This window comes from Sulfurovum sp. TSL6 (assembly GCF_019972115.1).
Lineage (GTDB): Bacteria > Campylobacterota > Campylobacteria > Campylobacterales > Sulfurovaceae > Sulfurovum.
Map to the genome: position 1 here is coordinate 90,620 of NZ_BPFJ01000003.1, position 17,552 is coordinate 108,171.

The window sequence follows — 17,552 nt, forward strand, 5'->3', positions numbered from 1 at the left end:
ATGGCAAGAACGCATAAACTTGAAGACGTAAGAAACATCGGTATTGCTGCTCACATTGATGCAGGTAAAACAACAACAACTGAAAGAATTCTTTTCTATACAGGTGTTGAACACAAAATAGGTGAAGTACATGATGGTGCTGCAACTATGGACTGGATGGAACAAGAGCAGGAAAGAGGTATTACGATTACTTCTGCTGCTACAACTTGTGAGTGGTTAGGTAAACAGATCAATATTATCGATACTCCGGGTCACGTTGACTTTACTATTGAAGTTGAACGTTCTATGAGAGTACTTGATGGTGCTGTTTCAGTATTCTGTGCTGTTGGTGGGGTTCAACCACAATCAGAAACAGTTTGGAGACAAAGAAACCGTTATGGTGTACCATCACTTGTATTTGTAAACAAAATGGACAGAACAGGTGCAGATTTCCTTGAAGTTGAAAGACAGATCCGTGAAAGACTTAAAGGTAACCCATTGGTTATCCAATTACCAATTGGTGCTGAAGAGAACTTTGAAGGTGTTGTTGACCTTGTAAAGATGAAAGAAGTGGTATGGGATGCAGAAGCAGCAATGGGTTCTGCATACAGCGAGCAAGATATTCGTCCTGAACTTCAAGATCAAGCTGATGAGTTTAGAGAAAAACTTATAGAAGGTATCTCTGAAGTTGACGGTAACGAAGAGCTTATGGAAAAATACATGGAGGGTGAAGAACTTACTCAAGACGAGATCATTGCTGGTATCAAAAAAGCAACGATCGGTATGCATGTAGTTCCAATGCTTCCAGGTACAGCATTCAAGAATAAAGGTGTTCAAACACTACTTGACGCTGTTGTTGCTTACCTTCCATCTCCAGTTGAAGCACCTGCAATTAAGGGTACTAAAATGGAAGATGAAGATGCTGAAGTTGTGGTTGACTCAACTGATAACGGTGAGTTCGCTTCACTGGCATTTAAGATCATGACAGACCCATTTGTTGGTCAGTTGACATTTATCCGTGTATACCGTGGTTCTTTGGAATCAGGTTCTTATGTACTTAACTCTACAAAAGAGAAAAAAGAGCGTGTCGGTCGTATCATGAAAATGCACGCGATCAAACGTGAAGAAGTATCTGAGATCTACGCAGGTGAGATCGGTGCGGTTGTTGGTCTTAAAAATACAACAACGGGTGATACACTTTGTTCAGAGAAAGATAAAGTGGTACTTGAAAGAATGGATTTCCCGGATCCGGTTATCTCTGTTGCAGTTGAGCCTAAAACAAAAGCTGACCAGGAAAAAATGGGACTTGCACTTGGTAAACTTGCTGCAGAAGATCCATCTTTCCGTGTTGCTACTGATGAAGAGTCTGGTCAAACGATCATCTCAGGAATGGGTGAACTTCACCTTGAGATCCTTGTAGACAGAATGAAAAGAGAATTTAAAGTTGAAGCGGAAGTTGGTGCACCTCAAGTTGCATACCGTGAAACAATTAGAAAATCTGTAAACAAAGAATACAAGTATGCTAAACAGTCTGGTGGTCGTGGACAGTTCGGTCACGTATACCTTAGAATCGAACCACAAGAGCCAGGTTTTGGTTATGAGTTCGTTGATGAAGTTAAAGGTGGTGTGATTCCAAAAGAATTTATCCAACCGGTTAACAAAGGTGTACAAGAAGCTATGGCTAGAGGTATCCAAGCAGGTTACCCTGTTGAAGATGTTAAAGTAACTGTATATGATGGTTCTTACCATGATGTCGATTCATCTGAAATGGCGTTTAAACTTGCTGGTTCAATGGGATTCAGAGATGGTTGTAGAGAAGCGAATCCGGTTATCTTGGAACCATTGATGAAAGTTGAAGTGGAAGTACCTGAAGACTTTATGGGTGATGTTATCGGTGATGTTGCTAAAAGACGTGGTCAAGTATCAGGTATGGATGACAGAGCAGGTAACAAGATCGTTAACGCGTTCGTACCACTTTCTGAAATGTTCGGTTATTCAACAGACCTACGTTCAATGACGCAAGGTCGTGCAACGTATGCTATGGAATTCGATCACTATGATGAAGTTCCAGCGAACGTAGCTAAAGAGATCATCGAAAAGCGTAATAGCTAATTTCGGGTTTCTTTACTGCACATTCGGTCGGATGGAGTTTTTCTCCATTCGGTCACTTAATACTAGTAAACTCTCTTATTACGAAAACTCCATCAAACCAAATCTACAGAAAATTAGCTACGAACTTAACGATTACTAAGATGATTGAAGAGTATTATTCTATTTTAATTTGTAAATTAGCATATAATAGTATTTAAAGGACATACCATGAGAGTAATTATTGACCTTATAGAAGATGTGAGAGAGCAGATCGGTAATCATGAAACCTATGAAGTCATGGCTGGCTTACTCAAAACAGATACACAGGATAGTACAAAACTTATCTATGCGGGTGAAGCACCGTTAAACTCGATAGAGCTAGAAAGAGAAAAAAGGCAACTGACATTCAAGATAGATGGCAGTGATAAAAAATTGACTATTGGAGAGCTTATCCCATCCATCTTGATACTTGATATGGATGCGATGCTGTTTGAGCTTAAAATGGATGTTAACGCTCAGTATAAAGATATGGAGATAGTCGGGTTTGGTAAAAATGATGAGCAGAAGCGATATATCTTGTTTATCAAGATATAACACTTCAACATTTTATCTTTTATGATTAGTGAATTTAGTCAAATATTGTGGTTTTTGTGCCAACAGTATCCAGTTAAGGCTGATATGGTGCTGTTTACAAAAATGCGCTAAAGATTCATAGGGGATCTTTTTACGTCTTTTGATCACTGCAAAATATTGCGGATCCAAGTTTAGAGAGTCTGCTATATCTCTGTCGAGTATCTTTTCTTTTTGGGTTTGTGCAGAGAGCACCTGTTTGACCCTTTGCATTACTTCATGAAAATCTATCATCGATATCCTTCGTATTCATATAAAGGTATGATAATAGATTTTTTGAAGTACGTGTAAAATTATGTCAAATTGTAATGTTTTAGTTCTTTGTACTGTCAATCTCTATCACAGTGTGTACATTCCCTCTAGGATTGAAGTCTGCGATCAGTTTCATTGATTTCGGCTTGAGCTTACTGTAGAGTGCATCATAAATTTCATTGGCAGAGTTTTCGTGTGAAATATGTCTCGTCATGAATGAATTAATATAGAGTTTGAGTGCTTTAAGCTCTATCACCTTCAAGTCCGGCTCATAACTGAGTTTGAGTGTAGCAAAATCAGGATATCCTGAACGCGGACACATACACATGAACTCAGGAAGTTCAATATTGATCGTATAATTTTTTTTATGCTCATTGGGCCAGTAGTTCTCTTCATTGTTAATATCAAATTCTAGTATCTCTTTTTCACCGTATTTCATTGTTTTCCTTTAGTTGTATCTATTGATCAGTGTCTCTTCATTGATGGATTTACTTACACCAAATCCTTGTATGTAGTTAATCCCAAGCGCTTTTAGTTTGTTCTCTTGCTCTTCATTGTCTACCCACTTTGCAACAGTCTGTACATTTAATTCTTTAGCCATATTAATTAAAGAGTGTAGCATAGCATACGTTGTTTCATCTTCTAAGTTTGTCACATAACTTCTATCAAACTGTATCATGTCAAATTTAAAATGTTTCATATACTCCATAGACGCATTGGAAGAACCAAAATTATCGATGCAGATCCGTAACCCATGAGATCTGAAACTCTTGAGGGTTTTGAGGTATCCGCTAAGATCATGGTGTGTTTTACGTTCATAGAGCTGGATAATGAGACGAGACGGGTCCACCTGTTTTTCCTCTAAGTAGGCAAAAAGTTTTGCCTGAAAAGTACTGTCTCTGAGGGAAAATGGAGATATATTAAAGGTAAATGAAATAGTCTCATCCACAAGAGGCAAGAGCTCTATCACATGTTTGATCAATGTGAAGTCATATTCTCTTCCTAGGCCTAAGCGGTTAATGATGGGCAAAAATACACGAGGTAAAATATCTTGATGGGTTTCTGATTTCAGCTTGACTGAAATTTCATATGTATCTATCGTATGGTTAGATGTGTTCAACAGAGGTCTGAAAGATAAAAGTAGTTTTTTCTTTTGGATCGTAGCGATCACATCTTTTTCTATGCTTGAAAGTTCTTGGGCATCTTTTATCTTAGGGGTAGATTCCTCTTGACTGTCATCTTCTGCTTGGCTTGCGAGGATATCTCGAAGTTGTAGTATCGCTTTTTTGAAATCTCCATTGGGATTGGTGATGATCGCAAATTTAAACTCTACGTCAATATCGTTGATGCGACCGTTCTCTTCTATCAGTGTTTCCAAAATAGTTTCTATATGTGTATAGTCATCATTGAGTGCGATCAAAAATTCTGAACCGCGTTCCCGGCCTATAAGCACCTTGTCCAAACCATTTTGTTTAAATATGAGATGCAATTTTCTAGAAATGGTATAGAGGAGATTATCAATTTGGTCACTGCTGTAATTTTCGCTTAATAAGGGAAGGTTCTCTATACTCAAGCATGCCAAAGATTTTGGTTTATACGCTTTTAGTTTTTTGACAAATGTTCTTTTATTAAATCCCTGAGTAGTTTCATCTAAGAGAGTTTCTTGTACACCTAGATTCATTAAAAAATAAATATAATAGATAGCAATAAAAGTAATGGCGGCAAGCAGTACACCATCTTTCAGACTGATGGTAAGTGTGCTGGCATGATCAATGGTCGTGTAAAAAACAAGAAAAACGAGAATGAGTATGGGTAACCCCGCTCGTAGAGCCAGGCTAAAACGTCGTCCTCTTTCTTCTTTTTGTGAGTAGAGCATTAAACATCCAAGTGTTTTACATCTTTTGCATGACTTTCAATGTAGTTTCTTCTAGGTTCTACTTCGTCACCCATGAAGAGTGTAAATGTATCACTGGCACTTTCATCGTCTTCTATAGTAACCTGTAACAGTCTTCTGTTTTCCGGTGTCATGGTTGTTTCCCAAAGTTGTTCAGGGTTCATCTCACCCAAACCTTTGTAACGTTGGATATACGCACCTTTTTTTGCTGAACTTTCAACTTCTGCAAAGAGCGTAAGAAGGTCCTGGTCTTTAAATTCATCTGTGATATGCTCATTGATCTTTTGATGGATATGGATTGCCTCATTATAATGAGGGTTCGTAAAGAGTATTTCATCTACGATGAGTTCCTCCAGTCCATCGTTTGTTTGTACAAAGAGGTGTATCGTATCTTCTGTAATGGTTTTGTTGAGGATGTTATATCCAAGTTCGGCAATGTATGCTTCTATCGTTTTTGCAAGCTCTTTATTATCTGTGCCTATCACATCAGGATTTTCGATCATATAACGAAGTACTTCAGGCAATGCAAAACGTTTTTCTATCTCTTTCAGTGTCATACGGTAGTAGGCTACGAGCTTAAAGAGATCAACCAAGTCAGCCTGTCCCATAGTCGTACTTTCAATAGCAGAGATACCGTTTTCTATCAGATAATCATTGAGTGCTTTTTCATCTTTAAGATAGGTTTCATTTTTACCTTTTTTGTAACGGTAAAGCGGTGGCTGCGCAAGATAAAGATATCCTTTTTCAATGACAGGTTTCAAGAATCTAAAGAAGAAGGTCATAAGCAGTGTTTGAATGTGGGAACCATCTACATCGGCATCGGTCATAATGATGATCTTGTGGTATCTTAATTTCTCTTCATCAAACTCTTCACCGATACCACAGCCAAGTGCCGTGATCATATTTTTGATCTCGTCGGATTTGAGGATCTTTTCCAAACGTGCTTTCTCTACGTTAAGGATCTTACCTTTGAGTGGCAGGATCGCTTGGAAAACTCTATCACGTCCCTGTTTAGCAGAACCACCAGCAGAGTCCCCTTCCACCAGGTAGATCTCAGAGATTTCAGGGTCTTTGCTTTGACAGTCTGCAAGTTTACCAGGAAGTGTCCCGATACTCATAGAGTCTTTACGTTTCACCAAGTCTTTTGCACGTTTCGCTGCATCTCTACCTCTGGCTGCAAGAAGTATCTGTGCCATGATGGCTTTTGCTTCTAAAGGTGTCTCTTCAAGGTATTTATTGAAGTGTTCAGAGAAGAATTTTTGTACCAAAGGACGAACATAAGAAGAACCTAGTTTTCCTTTTGTCTGTCCCTCAAACTGTGGTTCAGGTACACGCACGGAAACGATACATATAAGACCTTCTTTACAGTCATCCCCTGTAATTTTAACGCCTTTTTCTTTTGCGTTGGCATTTTTGGCGATATAACTTGCCATAGAACGTGTAAGACCCGCTCTAAAACCTGCTTCGTGTGTACCGCCCTCAGCTGTTTTAATGTTGTTTACAAAAGAGAGTGATTTTTCAGAGTCTGCATCACAATACATGAGTGCGATATCTATTTCGATATCATCTGCTTTACCTTGAAAAAACTGTGCAGTGGTAAGAGGTGTCTTCGTATTCATATCTTCAACGAATTGCTTGATACCGCCTTCAAAATGATACATTTCTTTTGTACCATCACGTTCATCTTTAAATTCAATAGTGATCTTTGGATTCAGGTAACAGAGTTCTTTGAATCTTTTCATCAAGATCTCTTTTTGGAAAGTGACACTATCTTTAAAGATAGTGTCATCTGGCCAGAACTCTACTTTGGTACCATGTTTTCTTGTTGTTCCTGTTGTTTCAAGCACCGCTTGCGGGATACCTTCTTTAAAGGATTGCTCATGGATCTCACCATCTTTGAAAATAGTTAGCTTCAAGTCTTTGGAGAGGGCATTTACAACAGAGACACCTACACCATGTAGTCCACCTGAAACTTTATAGGTGTCTTTGTCAAATTTACCACCGGCATGAAGTACGGTCAGTACAACTGTCGCTGCAGATATTTTTTCAGTAGGGTGTTCTTTGACCGGGATACCACGACCATTATCTTCAATAATCGCAGAGCCCTCTTTGGTAAGTGTGATTTTGATGGTATCACAAAATCCTGCCATCGCTTCATCGATAGAGTTATCTACGACTTCGTATACAAGGTGGTGAAGACCTTTGGTAGAGGTATCACCAATGTACATACCAGGTCTTTTTCTTACCGCTTCTAGTCCTTTAAGAACTTTAATATTACTAGCACCATATTCTGCCATGTTGAGACTCCATTTTGTGGGGGTATAAGTGTATATATTTTAGCTAAAACTAGCTTAGATATCCAGCTATAAAAGGGGGATTAAAGTGACAATTAAAGGAGCATTCCATTTTGTTGTTTTTTGTTGCTTATAATATCTATTTCATTGGGGTCGATGAAGAGGTTTCTTGCATAGGCTTCCAGTGCATATCTCCCTATCATAGCAGCATTATCTGAGCAGTATTCAAGTGGTGCAACATGCATCGTTTTCCCAAACTCATCACAAAGGTTTTGGTACGCATTTCGCAGGTATTTATTTGCGGATGCTCCACCTACGATAGCAAAGTCTTTGATCTTCTCTTTGGCAAAGATCTTTTTGCTTTTTTGAAGCAGGTGAAGTTTGACTGCTTTTTGAAAGGATGCAGAGAGATCAGCACGGTCCTGTTCACTCATTCCTTCACTGCCACCAAGTGCTTCTACTTGAAGTCTGACTGCATTTTTAAGCCCTGAGAGAGAAAAGGCGATGAGAGGAGAGTTACGTAACGGTACAGGAAGGTCGAAACGGTTTTCATCTCCTTTAAGTGCAAGTGCTTCTATCAGGGGTCCTCCAGGATAGCCTAAGCCCATCATTTTGGCACATTTGTCAAAACTCTCACCGACAGAATCGTCCATACTCGTAGCAAGGATCTCCATATGTTCAAAACTCTTGACTCTGATGACTTGTGTATGCCCTCCTGAGATGAGAAGTACCAGAAGGGGCAGGGTTGCTTCCTTTTCTATAAAAAGTGAGTAAATATGCCCTTTAAGATGATGCACGGGGATAAGAGGTAACTCAAGCAGAGTACTTAAGGTTTTTGCCATAGCAATGCCTTCAAGCAGGGTGACTCCCAGTCCGGGTTGATTGGTGACGGCTATGGCTTTGAGTTTTTCAAGGTAGGGTTGGGTCTCTTTGAGTATCTCCGGGAGTGCAACAGCGTGTAGTCTTGATGCAAGTTCAGGGACTACGCCACCGTAACACGAGTGTTGTGCCTCCTGGGAGATCTTTTTATGATAAAGCACTTTTTTTGTGGCTATTTCGGTGATGGCTATAGAGCTGTCATCACAGCTTGATTCAATACTTAAGATCATGATCTGTCCAATACAAGTTTTTCTATAAGGGCCCATTCCCCGTAGCCACTGTCTGCATTGATATGGCCCGCATCTTGGATAACAGTTACAGGAATATCATACTGTTGTGCCATGCTTTTGGCTTCTTCTACCTGAATGTATGGGTCATTGTCTGAAACGATCATCTGTATCTCTTTGGCATAGAGGTTTTCTGGCATCTTGCAAGGGAAAAAGGTTTTAATAGTATCTATTTCCGTGCCAAGGCTTGGCGGAGAGACCATAAAAAGCCTTTTTATCTCAGGTATTTTTTGCATAAAGTCTTGTTCTTGGCAGAGCCAAAACCACAGGGTATTGGCCAGAGAGTGGCAGACGATAGTATCCGGTTTGAAATCTTCAAGTATCTCTTTAAGCTGCTTGACCCACCTGTTCTTACTGGGGAAGTGACAGTTGTCAAGCAGAGGAAAGGAGACTGTCCCGTACTCTTTGGCGATAGCTGCAGCCAGTTCTGCTTGCCAGTGTGGTGCATCACTTCCACCCCAACCATGCAGGATGAGTACTTTATCTTTGCGTGACATAGGTTCTGACCTCTTGATCGATTTGGATAATTTCATCTATGTTCGATGCTTTTACCTCTTCAAATTTTTGATAGGCATCTAAAACCATGTCACTCATACCAAAGAAAGAACATTTCTCATCTTGAAACGCTTGAATGGCTTCTTCGTTTGCAGCATTGACCACTACACCAAGATGAGGATGTTCCAAGATGTGTTCTTTGATATTCCAGATAGGGTAACGTGCTGCTTCAATAGGTAAAAATTCCAAACTGCCCATACTCAGAAGATCTGTGGGAGGTAATATAGCTTCTTCCACTTCTCCTCTCAATGCAAAGGCAATTGGGAGTTTCATATCCACCCCTGCAAAGTGTGCAGTGGTAGAACCATCTGTGAATTCTGCGAGTGCATGGATGATCGATTTTTTTTCTATCAGTGCATCAACCTTGTTCGTATCAAAGAGCCATTTTGCCTCTAAAAGCTCAAAGAGTTTATTGGTCATAGTGGCTGAATCGATGGTGATCTTGTTCCCCATGGACCAGTTAGGGTGTTTGAGTGCATCTGAAAACGTAGCATCTTTCATTTTGCCCAGTTCCCAGTCTCTGAATGCACCACCGCTTGCAGTGATATAGAGTTTAGAGACAGGCCGTTCATTCATAAGATACCATAGTCCAAAATGCTCAGAGTCTATAGGGGTGATGCGTGACATGTCTATGAATTCTCCGGCAACCACCAGAGACTCTTTATTTGCCAATGCAACTCTTTTACCAAGGCTGGTAGCTTTGAGTGTAGGTGCAAGACCGGCATAACCTACGAGTGCATTGACAACCGTATCACTATGAGACATTTCTATAAGCTCCAAAATACCTTTTGTCCCACAGAGTACCTTGGAATGATTCACTTTTGCTCTGTCTGCTTCGTTGGCAATGGCAACCACTTTGGGTTGGTGCTTTTTGATCTGTTCATTAAGCAGGTCAATATTGTTGCCTGCGACAAGCGCTTCTATGGAAATGTTATAGCGTTCTGCGATGATGAGGGTATTGACACCTATAGAGCCGGTAGAACCGAGTAAAACGATACTTGACATGAATTAGAGTAAAGATCTCAGTGCAATAACCATGATAACCGCAGCAAAGAGATAACCGTCTATTCTGTCTAAGATACCACCATGTCCGGGGAGCAGGTCTCCAGAGTCTTTTACCCCTGCTTCACGTTTAAGATAAGACTCAAAAAGATCTCCAAATACTGAAGCTACAGAGGTCAAAAGTGTGACAATGATCGCGATCCACCACTCAACGACATAAAGTCCGGCAAAACTACCTGCAAGAGTTGCTATGATAATACCGCCAAAAACACCTTCGAGTGTTTTATTTGGAGAAGTATCTGAAAATTTTGTTTTACCTATGGTTTTCCCTGTAAAAAATGCACCGACATCCGTGAGTGCTACGGTGACAAGAAGCCAAAACATAGACGCGATACCAAAATCCTGGTAGAGGATAAGAAAGAAGAGTATTCCACTGACCGGGTAAAGGAAAGGGAGAAGCAATCTTTTGTCAAAATTATGAAAATAGGCAAGAGAAGAAGCAAATATGACTGCCATAAAGAAGAACAGATCATCCGGGTTAGGGTAAAAATAGGCCACTATCCACAGAACGACAGCCCACACATACATAGCAGGACCGGTAAGTTTGAAAAGTTTCATCGCTTCATAAAAGGCAAACATATAGATGAGACCTAAAAAAGCCCACATAACAAAAAAGTTATCCACCCAACCGATAAATCCAACAAGTGCTAATAGTGCAATGCCCGTAAGCCATCGTTCTTGATAATCTTTAAATATTTTTGTCATGGCGATACCCTCGTTTTTTAAATGAAGAATATTATAGCACGCTTTGGATTAGAGGGTACTAGACTCTAATTTCAACGCCTTCCTTCGTGACAGAAATAGTGTCATATTTGTTGTAAAGTACATTGGAACCTTCTTGTACTTTGACAAATTTACGCTTTGTGTAATCGACTTCATAATCTCCGGGGTTTTTGACAGAAAAATCTACACAGAGCTTTGCGGCAGCTTTGAGTACGGAGTCGGGCAGGTTTTGTTTATCGGTTCTGATGATGACATGGCTTGATGGCATATCACGTATATGCATCCAAAGGTCGTTGGCTTTTGCCATTTCCAGGAGTTTTTGGTTTTCGTTGCTGTTACGTCCGACAAGCACTTTATAGTCTTCTATCCAGAAGAGTTCTCCTTCCTTCAGACGTTCTTTTTTACGTTGAGACTTTCCGCGTTTGGGCACAAGAAGTTCCAGTTCATAAGGCTCATTGGCTTGTTCAAGCGCATAGTATATATTTTCATAGAAAGCTTTTTTACTTTGCAGGTTTTCTTTTTCTATGTGAACGTTCTTGGCTTTATTTTTAGCCCGTTTGGATAGGTTGAAAAAGTAATCACTCATACGGTTGACCTTCGTATCTTTGGGCAATTTTATGGTGATTTCATTGCCTTCAAAATCATAGGTTTTAAGTTTCGTGTCATAGGGTTTTATCTGATAGAGATTTGCCAGGATGAGGTGGGCATATTCTTTATACTTCTGCACTTCCTCGTTCAGTTGTACTTCATCAGGAAGTTTTTCCAAAAGTTGATTCAGTTTTTGGATCTTTTTATCGGTAAGAGCGAGTTTCTGTTTTTTTAGCTCTAAAAGTTTTTTAGCCTGTATCTGAGTATATTTCTCTTCAAGGTAAGCATCTATATCTATGATCTCTTTGCTCTCTTCTGTCCGTGTAAAAGGAGGTATCGCAAGGAGTTGTACGCCTGGACGGATGACACGAAATGAGCTGTCCGCATCGATATGTCTGAGTGCTTCTATGATGACTTCGTTGTCATCAATGAGTATGGCATTGGTATTCTTACCTGTAAATTCCAACTGCAGACAGATGATCTTGTCCTTATAAGAACTTTTGGGTGCGAGTGTCAAACGTAAGATCCGGTCATCATTCGGTACATCCACAGAGATGATCTTACTTGCAGACAAGAGTGTATGGAGCAGGGTGTCAAAAGGTGCATTATAACTTTGAATCGGTCTTTGTGATGGAGCTTTATAGATGAAACTGTGCCCTCGTGTCATATTGAAAAAGTAGCTGTCCGATTTGTCAAATACCAACTCTAAAGTATTGTCTTCAACGCGTCTGGCACGACTGATAAAAGAGAAGTCATTAAGACGTTTGGCAATGGCTTTGAGTTCATATAATTTCATTTGAGTCTTTCTTCATAATTGTAGTGAAATTCTAGCATAATTTTTTTTCGCTATAATTCGCGTAATATTATATACATTATCTAATGTAGAACTAAGGATAACCTATGGGACAAACTATGACAGAAAAGATCTTCTCAGAACATGCAGGGCGTGAAGTGCATGCAGGGGAGATCGTTAGAGTAGATATCGATATGATCATTGGAAATGACATTACGACGCCTATCTCCATTAGAGCATTTGAAGAGTCAGGTGCAGAGAAATTGGCTAGACCAGATAATTTTTGTATCGTAATGGATCACTATATTCCGGCAAAAGATATTGCATCGGCAAACCAGGCAAAGATCTCTAGGGATTTTGCCTATAAACATGATCTGAAATATTTTTTTGATGAAAAAGATATGGGTATCGAGCATGCTTTACTCCCGGAAAAAGGACTTGTGGTCCCTGGTGATGTGATCATCGGTGCGGATAGCCACACTTGTACACATGGTGCCCTTGGTGCATTTTCAACAGGTATGGGAAGTACAGACCTTTCATTCGGGATGATCACGGGTGGGAACTGGTTTAAAGTACCTGAGACGATCAAAGTGGAATTGACAGGTACGCCGGGTGAACATATCTACGGTAAAGATATCATTCTTGAACTGATCCGTCAGATAGGTGTGGACGGTGCATTGTACAAAGCGATCGAATTTACAGGTGAAGCGATCCAACACCTTGGTATGGCAGACAGATTCTCTATTGCAAATATGGTGATCGAGGCGGGAGCTAAAAACGGTATCTTCGCAGTGGATGATATCACATTGGCGTACCTTGAAGAGAGAAAAGAGATCAATGGCGGATTAAGAGCTGAACCTAAGATCCATGTTTCTGATGCAGATGCCGAGTATTGTCAAGTGATCACGATAGATACCGGAGCACTTTCGCCGGTGGTCGCGTATCCTTTCTTGCCATCAAACGGAAAGCCTATAGAACAAGCGGTTGCAGATGATCTCAAAGTAGACCAGGTAATGATCGGATCTTGTACGAATGGACGTATCGAGGATCTACGTGTTGCAGCAGAAATTGTGAAAGGCAAAAGAGTCGCACGCCATACGCGTATGATCGTAACGCCAGCCACACAGAAGATACTTCTTCAAGCACAGCATGAAGGTTTGATGGATATTTTGATCGAAGCAGGTGCCGTGGTCTCGAACCCTACTTGTGGTGCATGTTTGGGTGGATACATGGGTATACTCGGAGACGGTGAGCGTTGTGTTGCTACAACAAACCGTAACTTCGTAGGTCGTATGGGTGCCAGAACATCTGAGATCTACTTGGCGAACTCAGCTGTGGCAGCTGCTTCAGCAATAGCCGGAAAGATCGTAGACCCTAGAGATCTCTAAAATCCTGCATTGGGGTCGAACCCAAATCCTCCACCGCCAAAATCTGGCGTGCCAAAACTCTGTGTCGCAAAAGAGGGATCATTGTATCCTTCCTGTACAGAGAGTCCTCTTAACATGGTGATATCCATTTTCGGATCGATACCTTTAGGACACACAGCTGTACACTCTCCGCATAAGGTACAATCCCACACACCATTACTCTGAATGTTATCTATGATATTTTTCATATCACCTTCTCTTTTGTCAGCACTGTAACGATAGGCACGTGTCAGCGCAAAAGGTCCAAGAAAATCAGGATTGACTGCATAGACAGGGCAGGCTGAGTAGCATGAGTCACAGAGTATGCAGTCTGTCTGTGTTTCAGAGAGTCTTTCATCACTCGGTGTGAGTGAAGCCTCTTGTGTACTATGCAGCCATGCAGTACTTGTTAAGAGTGTCTCTTTGGCTTTGTGTTTATCTACTTTAAGATCACGCAGTACAGGATGATACTGAAGTGGCTCTATGATATCCCCGGATTTTACTTTATAGGCACAGGCAAGCTCTTCTCTTCCATTTACACGTACTGCGCACGTACCGCAAACCGAAGCACGACAGCCAGCTGAAAAGGTAAGTGTGGCATCTTGCGTCTCTTTAATGTAGCTCAAGGCATTCAAAAGAGGAATCTCTCCCGCAGGTAGAGTATAGAGTTGATGGGTATTGGTTTCAGAGCGAAGAATTTTTATTTGCATGTCTCTTCCTTTTTCCACTGGAGTACCCTATGTTTTTTCAGTGCTTCATCTTCATGTTCAAACCCCACTTTGTAGTGGGCTCCACGGCTTTCGTCTCTGGCAATGGCTGCAGAGATGATGGTGGGTGCCAGAAGCAGGGCATTTTGAAACTCTAAAAAGTCAATGAGGTTCTGGTTATTAGTTGGGCTTTTGTCTGAAATGCCCATCTCTTTTTTTGTCTCTTGCATCATAGTTATTTCATTTAGTGCTTCATTGAGCTGGTCATTTTCTCTGACGATACCGACTTTATCATAAAAAAGATTCCCCAGCTTCTCTCTGTAGGGATAAAAATTAGCAGTCTCTTTTTGTGATAAAAGTGCTTCTATCTCTCCAGCATCTTTTTGCTGTTGTGTATCATCTGCAGCTTTGCTACTAACAGAAACAGCATATTTATAGGCATTTTCTCCTGCAACTTTTCCAAAAGTGGTAATTTCAAGCAGGGAATTTCCTCCAAGACGGTTGGCACCATGGACTTTGGCATTGGAACATTCACCCACGGCAAAGCAGCCTTTGATCCCATTGACTTCCAGGGCGGTATCTACGTCTATTCCTCCCATGGAATAGTGAGCGACAGGTTTGATCGGGATAAGCTCTGTTGCAGGGTCAACATGTTCATGCAATTTGCAGAGTTCCACCTCTTGCGGGAGAAGTTCCATGAGTTTTGCTTCTCCTAAATGACGTACATCCAAAAAGACACGCTGTCCCTCTTTGATCTGGCTAAAGATAGCACGGGCGACTTCATCACGTGGTTTGAGCTCATCGACAAAACGCTCTCCCTTTTCATTGACCAAATACCCGCCTTCCCCTCTGGCAGATTCAGAGACGAGAATACAAGAGTGTTTAAGTGCCGTTGGATGGAACTGGATGAACTCCATATCAGAGACTGCTCCACCTGCACGCAGTACTGCCGCTATACCATCACCGGTAGAGCCGTAGGCATTGGTTGTAAATCCATGATAGAGTGCACCATATCCACCTGTGGCCATGATAACAGATTTTGCATTGATCTGCTTGACCTTGCCTGTACGTATATCTAAAAAGGTGGCACCTTTTACTGTTCCCTCTTCTGTAATGAGATTCAGAAGATAATATTCATCCAAAAAGTGTATCTTTTCTTTTAAACAGGTGTCATAAAGGGTATGGAGTATCTTGAGTCCGGTATAATCCTGGGCATAACATGCACGTTTCGCAGATGCCCCGCCCATTTGACGTTGGGCTATGGTTTGTGTACCGGATTTTTCATTGTCAAGCCTTGAAAAAGGGACACCCAAACGTTCTAACCATGCGATGGTCCCAGGAGCATCTTCACACATCTGTTGTACCATTTCTTCATCACAAAGTCCATGTGCCGACTTGATGGTATCTGCGATGTGCGAACTTACATGGTCCTCGCCTACATTGCCAAGGGCAGCGTTCATGCCTCCCTGTGCCATAGAGGTTTGCGAATTGGTAGGGTAGGCTTTACCTGCTACGGTGACGGAAGCTCCGGCATTTTTTGCTGCAAGTGCCGCTGTGAGTCCAGCACCACCTGAACCGATGATCAGTACATCTATCATATGCTCTCCATAAATACTTGAATATTTTTTACAATACCTTCAAGAAGCTTTTTTCTCGCTTCGATACTTGCCCAGGCTATGTGTGGCGTGATCAGGAGTCTTTCTTGATGTTTGACTTCATGAAGACTGTTATCGGGTGTAAGCGGTTCTTTCTCGAGTACATCCAGCCCCGCATACAATGTACGTCTGTCAAGTTCAACGGCCAGATCTGTCTCATTGATGATACCTCCCCGTCCGAGGTTTAAAAGTATTGCATTCTCTTTGATAAAAGAGAGGTTGCTTTCATTGATGAGGTTATAGGTATTTTCATTGAGCGGTGCGTGAATAGAAATGATGTCACACTCTTTGAGCAATACTTCCAAACTTTGATGCGGGTAGGTATGATGAAGATTTTTCCCGCTGGTCGAGTGGTAACTCACTTCGGCTCCGAATGCTGTTGCAACTTTGGCAACCTCTTGGCCTATGGTGCCAAAACCGATAATGCCCCATTTTTTCCCTGATATTTCATAAAAGGGCTGAGTAACATCGGTAAAAAGCCCTGATTGACTCCATGATCCATCTTTCACTACTTTATCATAATAGGCCATTTTTTCCAGGAGGTAAAGTGCCATGGCAAACGTATGCTGTACCACACTTTTTGTTGAGTACCCTGCAACATTTTTGACTTCTATCTCTTTGGATCTGGCAGCCTCCAGGTCTACATTGTTCATGCCTGTAGCAGCGATGCAAATGAGTTTCAGTGTAGGTATTGCTTCCATCATAGTTGCGGTGATGACCACTTTATTGGTGATAATAATGTCTGCACTCTGGATGCGTTCGAGGGTCTCTTCGGGTGAAGTGGTCTTGTACACGCTCAGTGTTCCAAAAGATTCAAGTACAGTGAGGTCTAGGTCATCACCCAGTGTTTTAGCGTCAAGTAATACGATATTCATAATTTGCCTTAGTGTTGAGGTATGGGTGTAGCGTTCGTCTCTTCACAGGAAGGTGTTTCTGTAATGGTAAGTGTACACCCTGCATCTCCCCCGGTACCCAGGAAATCTGAAGAGAGTTCCAATGCACTGCTTTGTACCAAGGTAGACTCTGTTACATCTTTAAGCACTTCTTCTTTCCTCTGTGCATCAAAATGTGCAATGATCTTTCTATCACCCTTTAAAATGGTCATACTTGAGGATTCTTTGATAATGAGTACAGGGATGGTGCTTATATCCACAAATTTCAAAAATCCTCTGGCATTGATCTCTTTTGCGGAGATCGGTGTATAGGCTATCTGATGTTCTGCAAAATATTTTTTCACTTTTTTACAATGGGAGCATGTCTCTGATTGTATGAGGTACAAACCAGGAGCAGTCACAAAAGATCTGTTTTGGGGTATGGTCAGGGTATTCAACCCTAAAAAAATGGAAAGTACGGTAGCCAGAACCACAGCAAAGTACTTCATTTGACTAAAGAGTGCAATGACCAGCAAAGAGGAGAAGACACTCAGACAGAAGAGACAGGGTTCAGGGTTGGCAATGAACTGGTAGCCAATAATAGTTGTTTCAAAAGCTATACCGGCGTAAAGCATAGTGAAAAAGAGTGTTTCAAACCAACGGCTTTTGAGTGAAAGGTAGCCAGAGATGATCAAAGAGAGTACGCCGGCCAAACCAAAATAATTGAGATAAATATGGTCAAATCTCAGGAGCTCTCCAGCAAGTGCGCAACCTACTTCTCCACAAAGTGAAGTATGCTGTAATCTTAAATAGGTCTCAGTGGCAATATACACAAAGAGTAAGAAGGGTAAAAAGACCCTAGAAAAAAAACGCATATGTTCTCCT

At 41.1% G+C, this 17,552-nt stretch carries 16 protein-coding genes; 3 read left to right on the forward strand and 13 right to left on the reverse strand.

Translation table 11 applies throughout. The annotated features are described in order from the left end of the window. Positions 1-2,091, forward strand: a complete 2,091-nt coding sequence (gene fusA / locus LDM93_RS09375; protein ID WP_223892144.1) for an elongation factor G — start codon at positions 1-3, stop codon at positions 2,089-2,091. 207 nt (positions 2,092-2,298) lie between these two features. Beyond that, the gene (locus LDM93_RS09380; protein WP_223892145.1) at positions 2,299-2,664 is read left to right on the forward strand and encodes a hypothetical protein; all 366 of its coding nucleotides are present in this window, start codon (positions 2,299-2,301) and stop codon (positions 2,662-2,664) included. 12 nt (positions 2,665-2,676) lie between these two features. Here the strand turns inward: LDM93_RS09380 and LDM93_RS09385 are convergent, their stop codons facing one another. From LDM93_RS09385 to LDM93_RS09425, 9 genes are all read right to left on the reverse strand, one after another. After that, on the reverse strand, positions 2,677-2,934 hold the full coding sequence (locus LDM93_RS09385; protein WP_223892146.1) for a helix-turn-helix domain containing protein: 258 nt from the start codon (positions 2,932-2,934) through the stop codon (positions 2,677-2,679). 79 nt (positions 2,935-3,013) lie between these two features. Then, complete coding sequence (queF, locus tag LDM93_RS09390; RefSeq protein ID WP_223892147.1) at positions 3,014-3,391, reverse strand: preQ(1) synthase; 378 nt, start codon at positions 3,389-3,391, stop codon at positions 3,014-3,016. A 9-nt stretch (positions 3,392-3,400) separates the two neighbouring features. After that, positions 3,401-4,828 carry an EAL domain-containing protein gene (locus tag LDM93_RS09395; protein ID WP_223892148.1) on the reverse strand — a complete coding sequence of 476 codons (1,428 nt, stop codon included), beginning with the start codon at positions 4,826-4,828 and terminating at the stop codon, positions 3,401-3,403. Continuing rightward, positions 4,828-7,143 (reverse strand): DNA topoisomerase (ATP-hydrolyzing) subunit B, encoded by a 2,316-nt coding sequence (gene gyrB / locus LDM93_RS09400; RefSeq protein ID WP_223892149.1) that lies wholly within the window; start codon positions 7,141-7,143, stop codon positions 4,828-4,830. Before gyrB ends, LDM93_RS09395 begins: the two co-directional genes overlap by 1 nt. A gap of 92 nt (positions 7,144-7,235) precedes the next feature. Beyond that, on the reverse strand, positions 7,236-8,249 hold the full coding sequence (tsaD, locus tag LDM93_RS09405; RefSeq protein ID WP_223892150.1) for a tRNA (adenosine(37)-N6)-threonylcarbamoyltransferase complex transferase subunit TsaD: 1,014 nt from the start codon (positions 8,247-8,249) through the stop codon (positions 7,236-7,238). Further along, positions 8,246-8,803: an alpha/beta hydrolase gene (locus LDM93_RS09410; protein WP_223892151.1), complete on the reverse strand. Its 558-nt coding sequence runs from the start codon at positions 8,801-8,803 to the stop codon at positions 8,246-8,248. Before LDM93_RS09410 ends, tsaD begins: the two co-directional genes overlap by 4 nt. Further along, a complete protein-coding gene (gene dxr / locus LDM93_RS09415) occupies positions 8,787-9,857 on the reverse strand; it encodes a 1-deoxy-D-xylulose-5-phosphate reductoisomerase (protein WP_223892502.1) in 1,071 nt (356 codons plus the stop codon). Before dxr ends, LDM93_RS09410 begins: the two co-directional genes overlap by 17 nt. Before the next feature lie 12 nt (positions 9,858-9,869). After that, positions 9,870-10,628 carry a phosphatidate cytidylyltransferase gene (locus LDM93_RS09420; protein ID WP_223892152.1) on the reverse strand — a complete coding sequence of 253 codons (759 nt, stop codon included), beginning with the start codon at positions 10,626-10,628 and terminating at the stop codon, positions 9,870-9,872. Positions 10,629-10,686: 58 nt separating this feature from the next. Next, entirely contained in the window at positions 10,687-12,030 is a 1,344-nt protein-coding gene (locus LDM93_RS09425; protein WP_223892153.1) for an NFACT RNA binding domain-containing protein, read from the reverse strand. A 104-nt stretch (positions 12,031-12,134) separates the two neighbouring features. Here LDM93_RS09425 and leuC point away from each other — a divergent pair, with 104 nt between their 5' ends. After that, positions 12,135-13,415 carry a 3-isopropylmalate dehydratase large subunit gene (gene leuC, locus LDM93_RS09430; protein ID WP_223892154.1) on the forward strand — a complete coding sequence of 427 codons (1,281 nt, stop codon included), beginning with the start codon at positions 12,135-12,137 and terminating at the stop codon, positions 13,413-13,415. On the opposite strand, the gene LDM93_RS09435 is transcribed toward leuC, so the two are convergent. Genes LDM93_RS09435 through LDM93_RS09450 form a run of 4 tightly spaced genes read right to left on the reverse strand, consistent with a single transcriptional unit; the run spans position 13,412 to position 17,542 of the window. After that, positions 13,412-14,143, reverse strand: a complete 732-nt coding sequence (locus LDM93_RS09435; RefSeq protein ID WP_223892155.1) for a succinate dehydrogenase/fumarate reductase iron-sulfur subunit — start codon at positions 14,141-14,143, stop codon at positions 13,412-13,414. The two genes, leuC and LDM93_RS09435, sit on opposite strands and share 4 nt — an antisense overlap. Beyond that, positions 14,134-15,738 (reverse strand): FAD-dependent oxidoreductase, encoded by a 1,605-nt coding sequence (locus tag LDM93_RS09440; RefSeq protein WP_223892156.1) that lies wholly within the window; start codon positions 15,736-15,738, stop codon positions 14,134-14,136. The genes LDM93_RS09435 and LDM93_RS09440 overlap by 10 nt, the downstream gene beginning before the upstream one ends. After that, positions 15,735-16,670: a D-2-hydroxyacid dehydrogenase gene (locus tag LDM93_RS09445; RefSeq protein ID WP_223892157.1), complete on the reverse strand. Its 936-nt coding sequence runs from the start codon at positions 16,668-16,670 to the stop codon at positions 15,735-15,737. Before LDM93_RS09445 ends, LDM93_RS09440 begins: the two co-directional genes overlap by 4 nt. Positions 16,671-16,678: 8 nt before the next feature. Further along, a complete protein-coding gene (locus LDM93_RS09450; RefSeq protein ID WP_223892158.1) occupies positions 16,679-17,542 on the reverse strand; it encodes a glutaredoxin domain-containing protein in 864 nt (287 codons plus the stop codon). Between the last annotated feature and the right edge of the window lie 10 nt (positions 17,543-17,552).

Bases quoted from the DNA above. Each gene is read 5' to 3' on its own strand.
- fusA (WP_223892144.1), top strand. From the start codon at position 1: ATGGCAAGAACGCATAAACTTGAAGACGTAAGAAACATCGGTATTGCT.
- LDM93_RS09380 (WP_223892145.1), top strand. From the start codon at position 2,299: ATGAGAGTAATTATTGACCTTATAGAAGATGTGAGAGAGCAGATCGGT.
- LDM93_RS09385 (WP_223892146.1), bottom strand. From the start codon at position 2,934: ATGATAGATTTTCATGAAGTAATGCAAAGGGTCAAACAGGTGCTCTCT.
- queF (WP_223892147.1), bottom strand. From the start codon at position 3,391: ATGAAATACGGTGAAAAAGAGATACTAGAATTTGATATTAACAATGAA.
- LDM93_RS09395 (WP_223892148.1), bottom strand. From the start codon at position 4,828: ATGCTCTACTCACAAAAAGAAGAAAGAGGACGACGTTTTAGCCTGGCT.
- gyrB (WP_223892149.1), bottom strand. From the start codon at position 7,143: ATGGCAGAATATGGTGCTAGTAATATTAAAGTTCTTAAAGGACTAGAA.
- tsaD (WP_223892150.1), bottom strand. From the start codon at position 8,249: ATGATCTTAAGTATTGAATCAAGCTGTGATGACAGCTCTATAGCCATC.
- LDM93_RS09410 (WP_223892151.1), bottom strand. From the start codon at position 8,803: ATGTCACGCAAAGATAAAGTACTCATCCTGCATGGTTGGGGTGGAAGT.
- LDM93_RS09420 (WP_223892152.1), bottom strand. From the start codon at position 10,628: ATGACAAAAATATTTAAAGATTATCAAGAACGATGGCTTACGGGCATT.
- LDM93_RS09425 (WP_223892153.1), bottom strand. From the start codon at position 12,030: ATGAAATTATATGAACTCAAAGCCATTGCCAAACGTCTTAATGACTTC.
- leuC (WP_223892154.1), top strand. From the start codon at position 12,135: ATGGGACAAACTATGACAGAAAAGATCTTCTCAGAACATGCAGGGCGT.
- LDM93_RS09435 (WP_223892155.1), bottom strand. From the start codon at position 14,143: ATGCAAATAAAAATTCTTCGCTCTGAAACCAATACCCATCAACTCTAT.
- LDM93_RS09440 (WP_223892156.1), bottom strand. From the start codon at position 15,738: ATGATAGATGTACTGATCATCGGTTCAGGTGGTGCTGGACTCACAGCG.
- LDM93_RS09445 (WP_223892157.1), bottom strand. From the start codon at position 16,670: ATGAATATCGTATTACTTGACGCTAAAACACTGGGTGATGACCTAGAC.
- LDM93_RS09450 (WP_223892158.1), bottom strand. From the start codon at position 17,542: ATGCGTTTTTTTTCTAGGGTCTTTTTACCCTTCTTACTCTTTGTGTAT.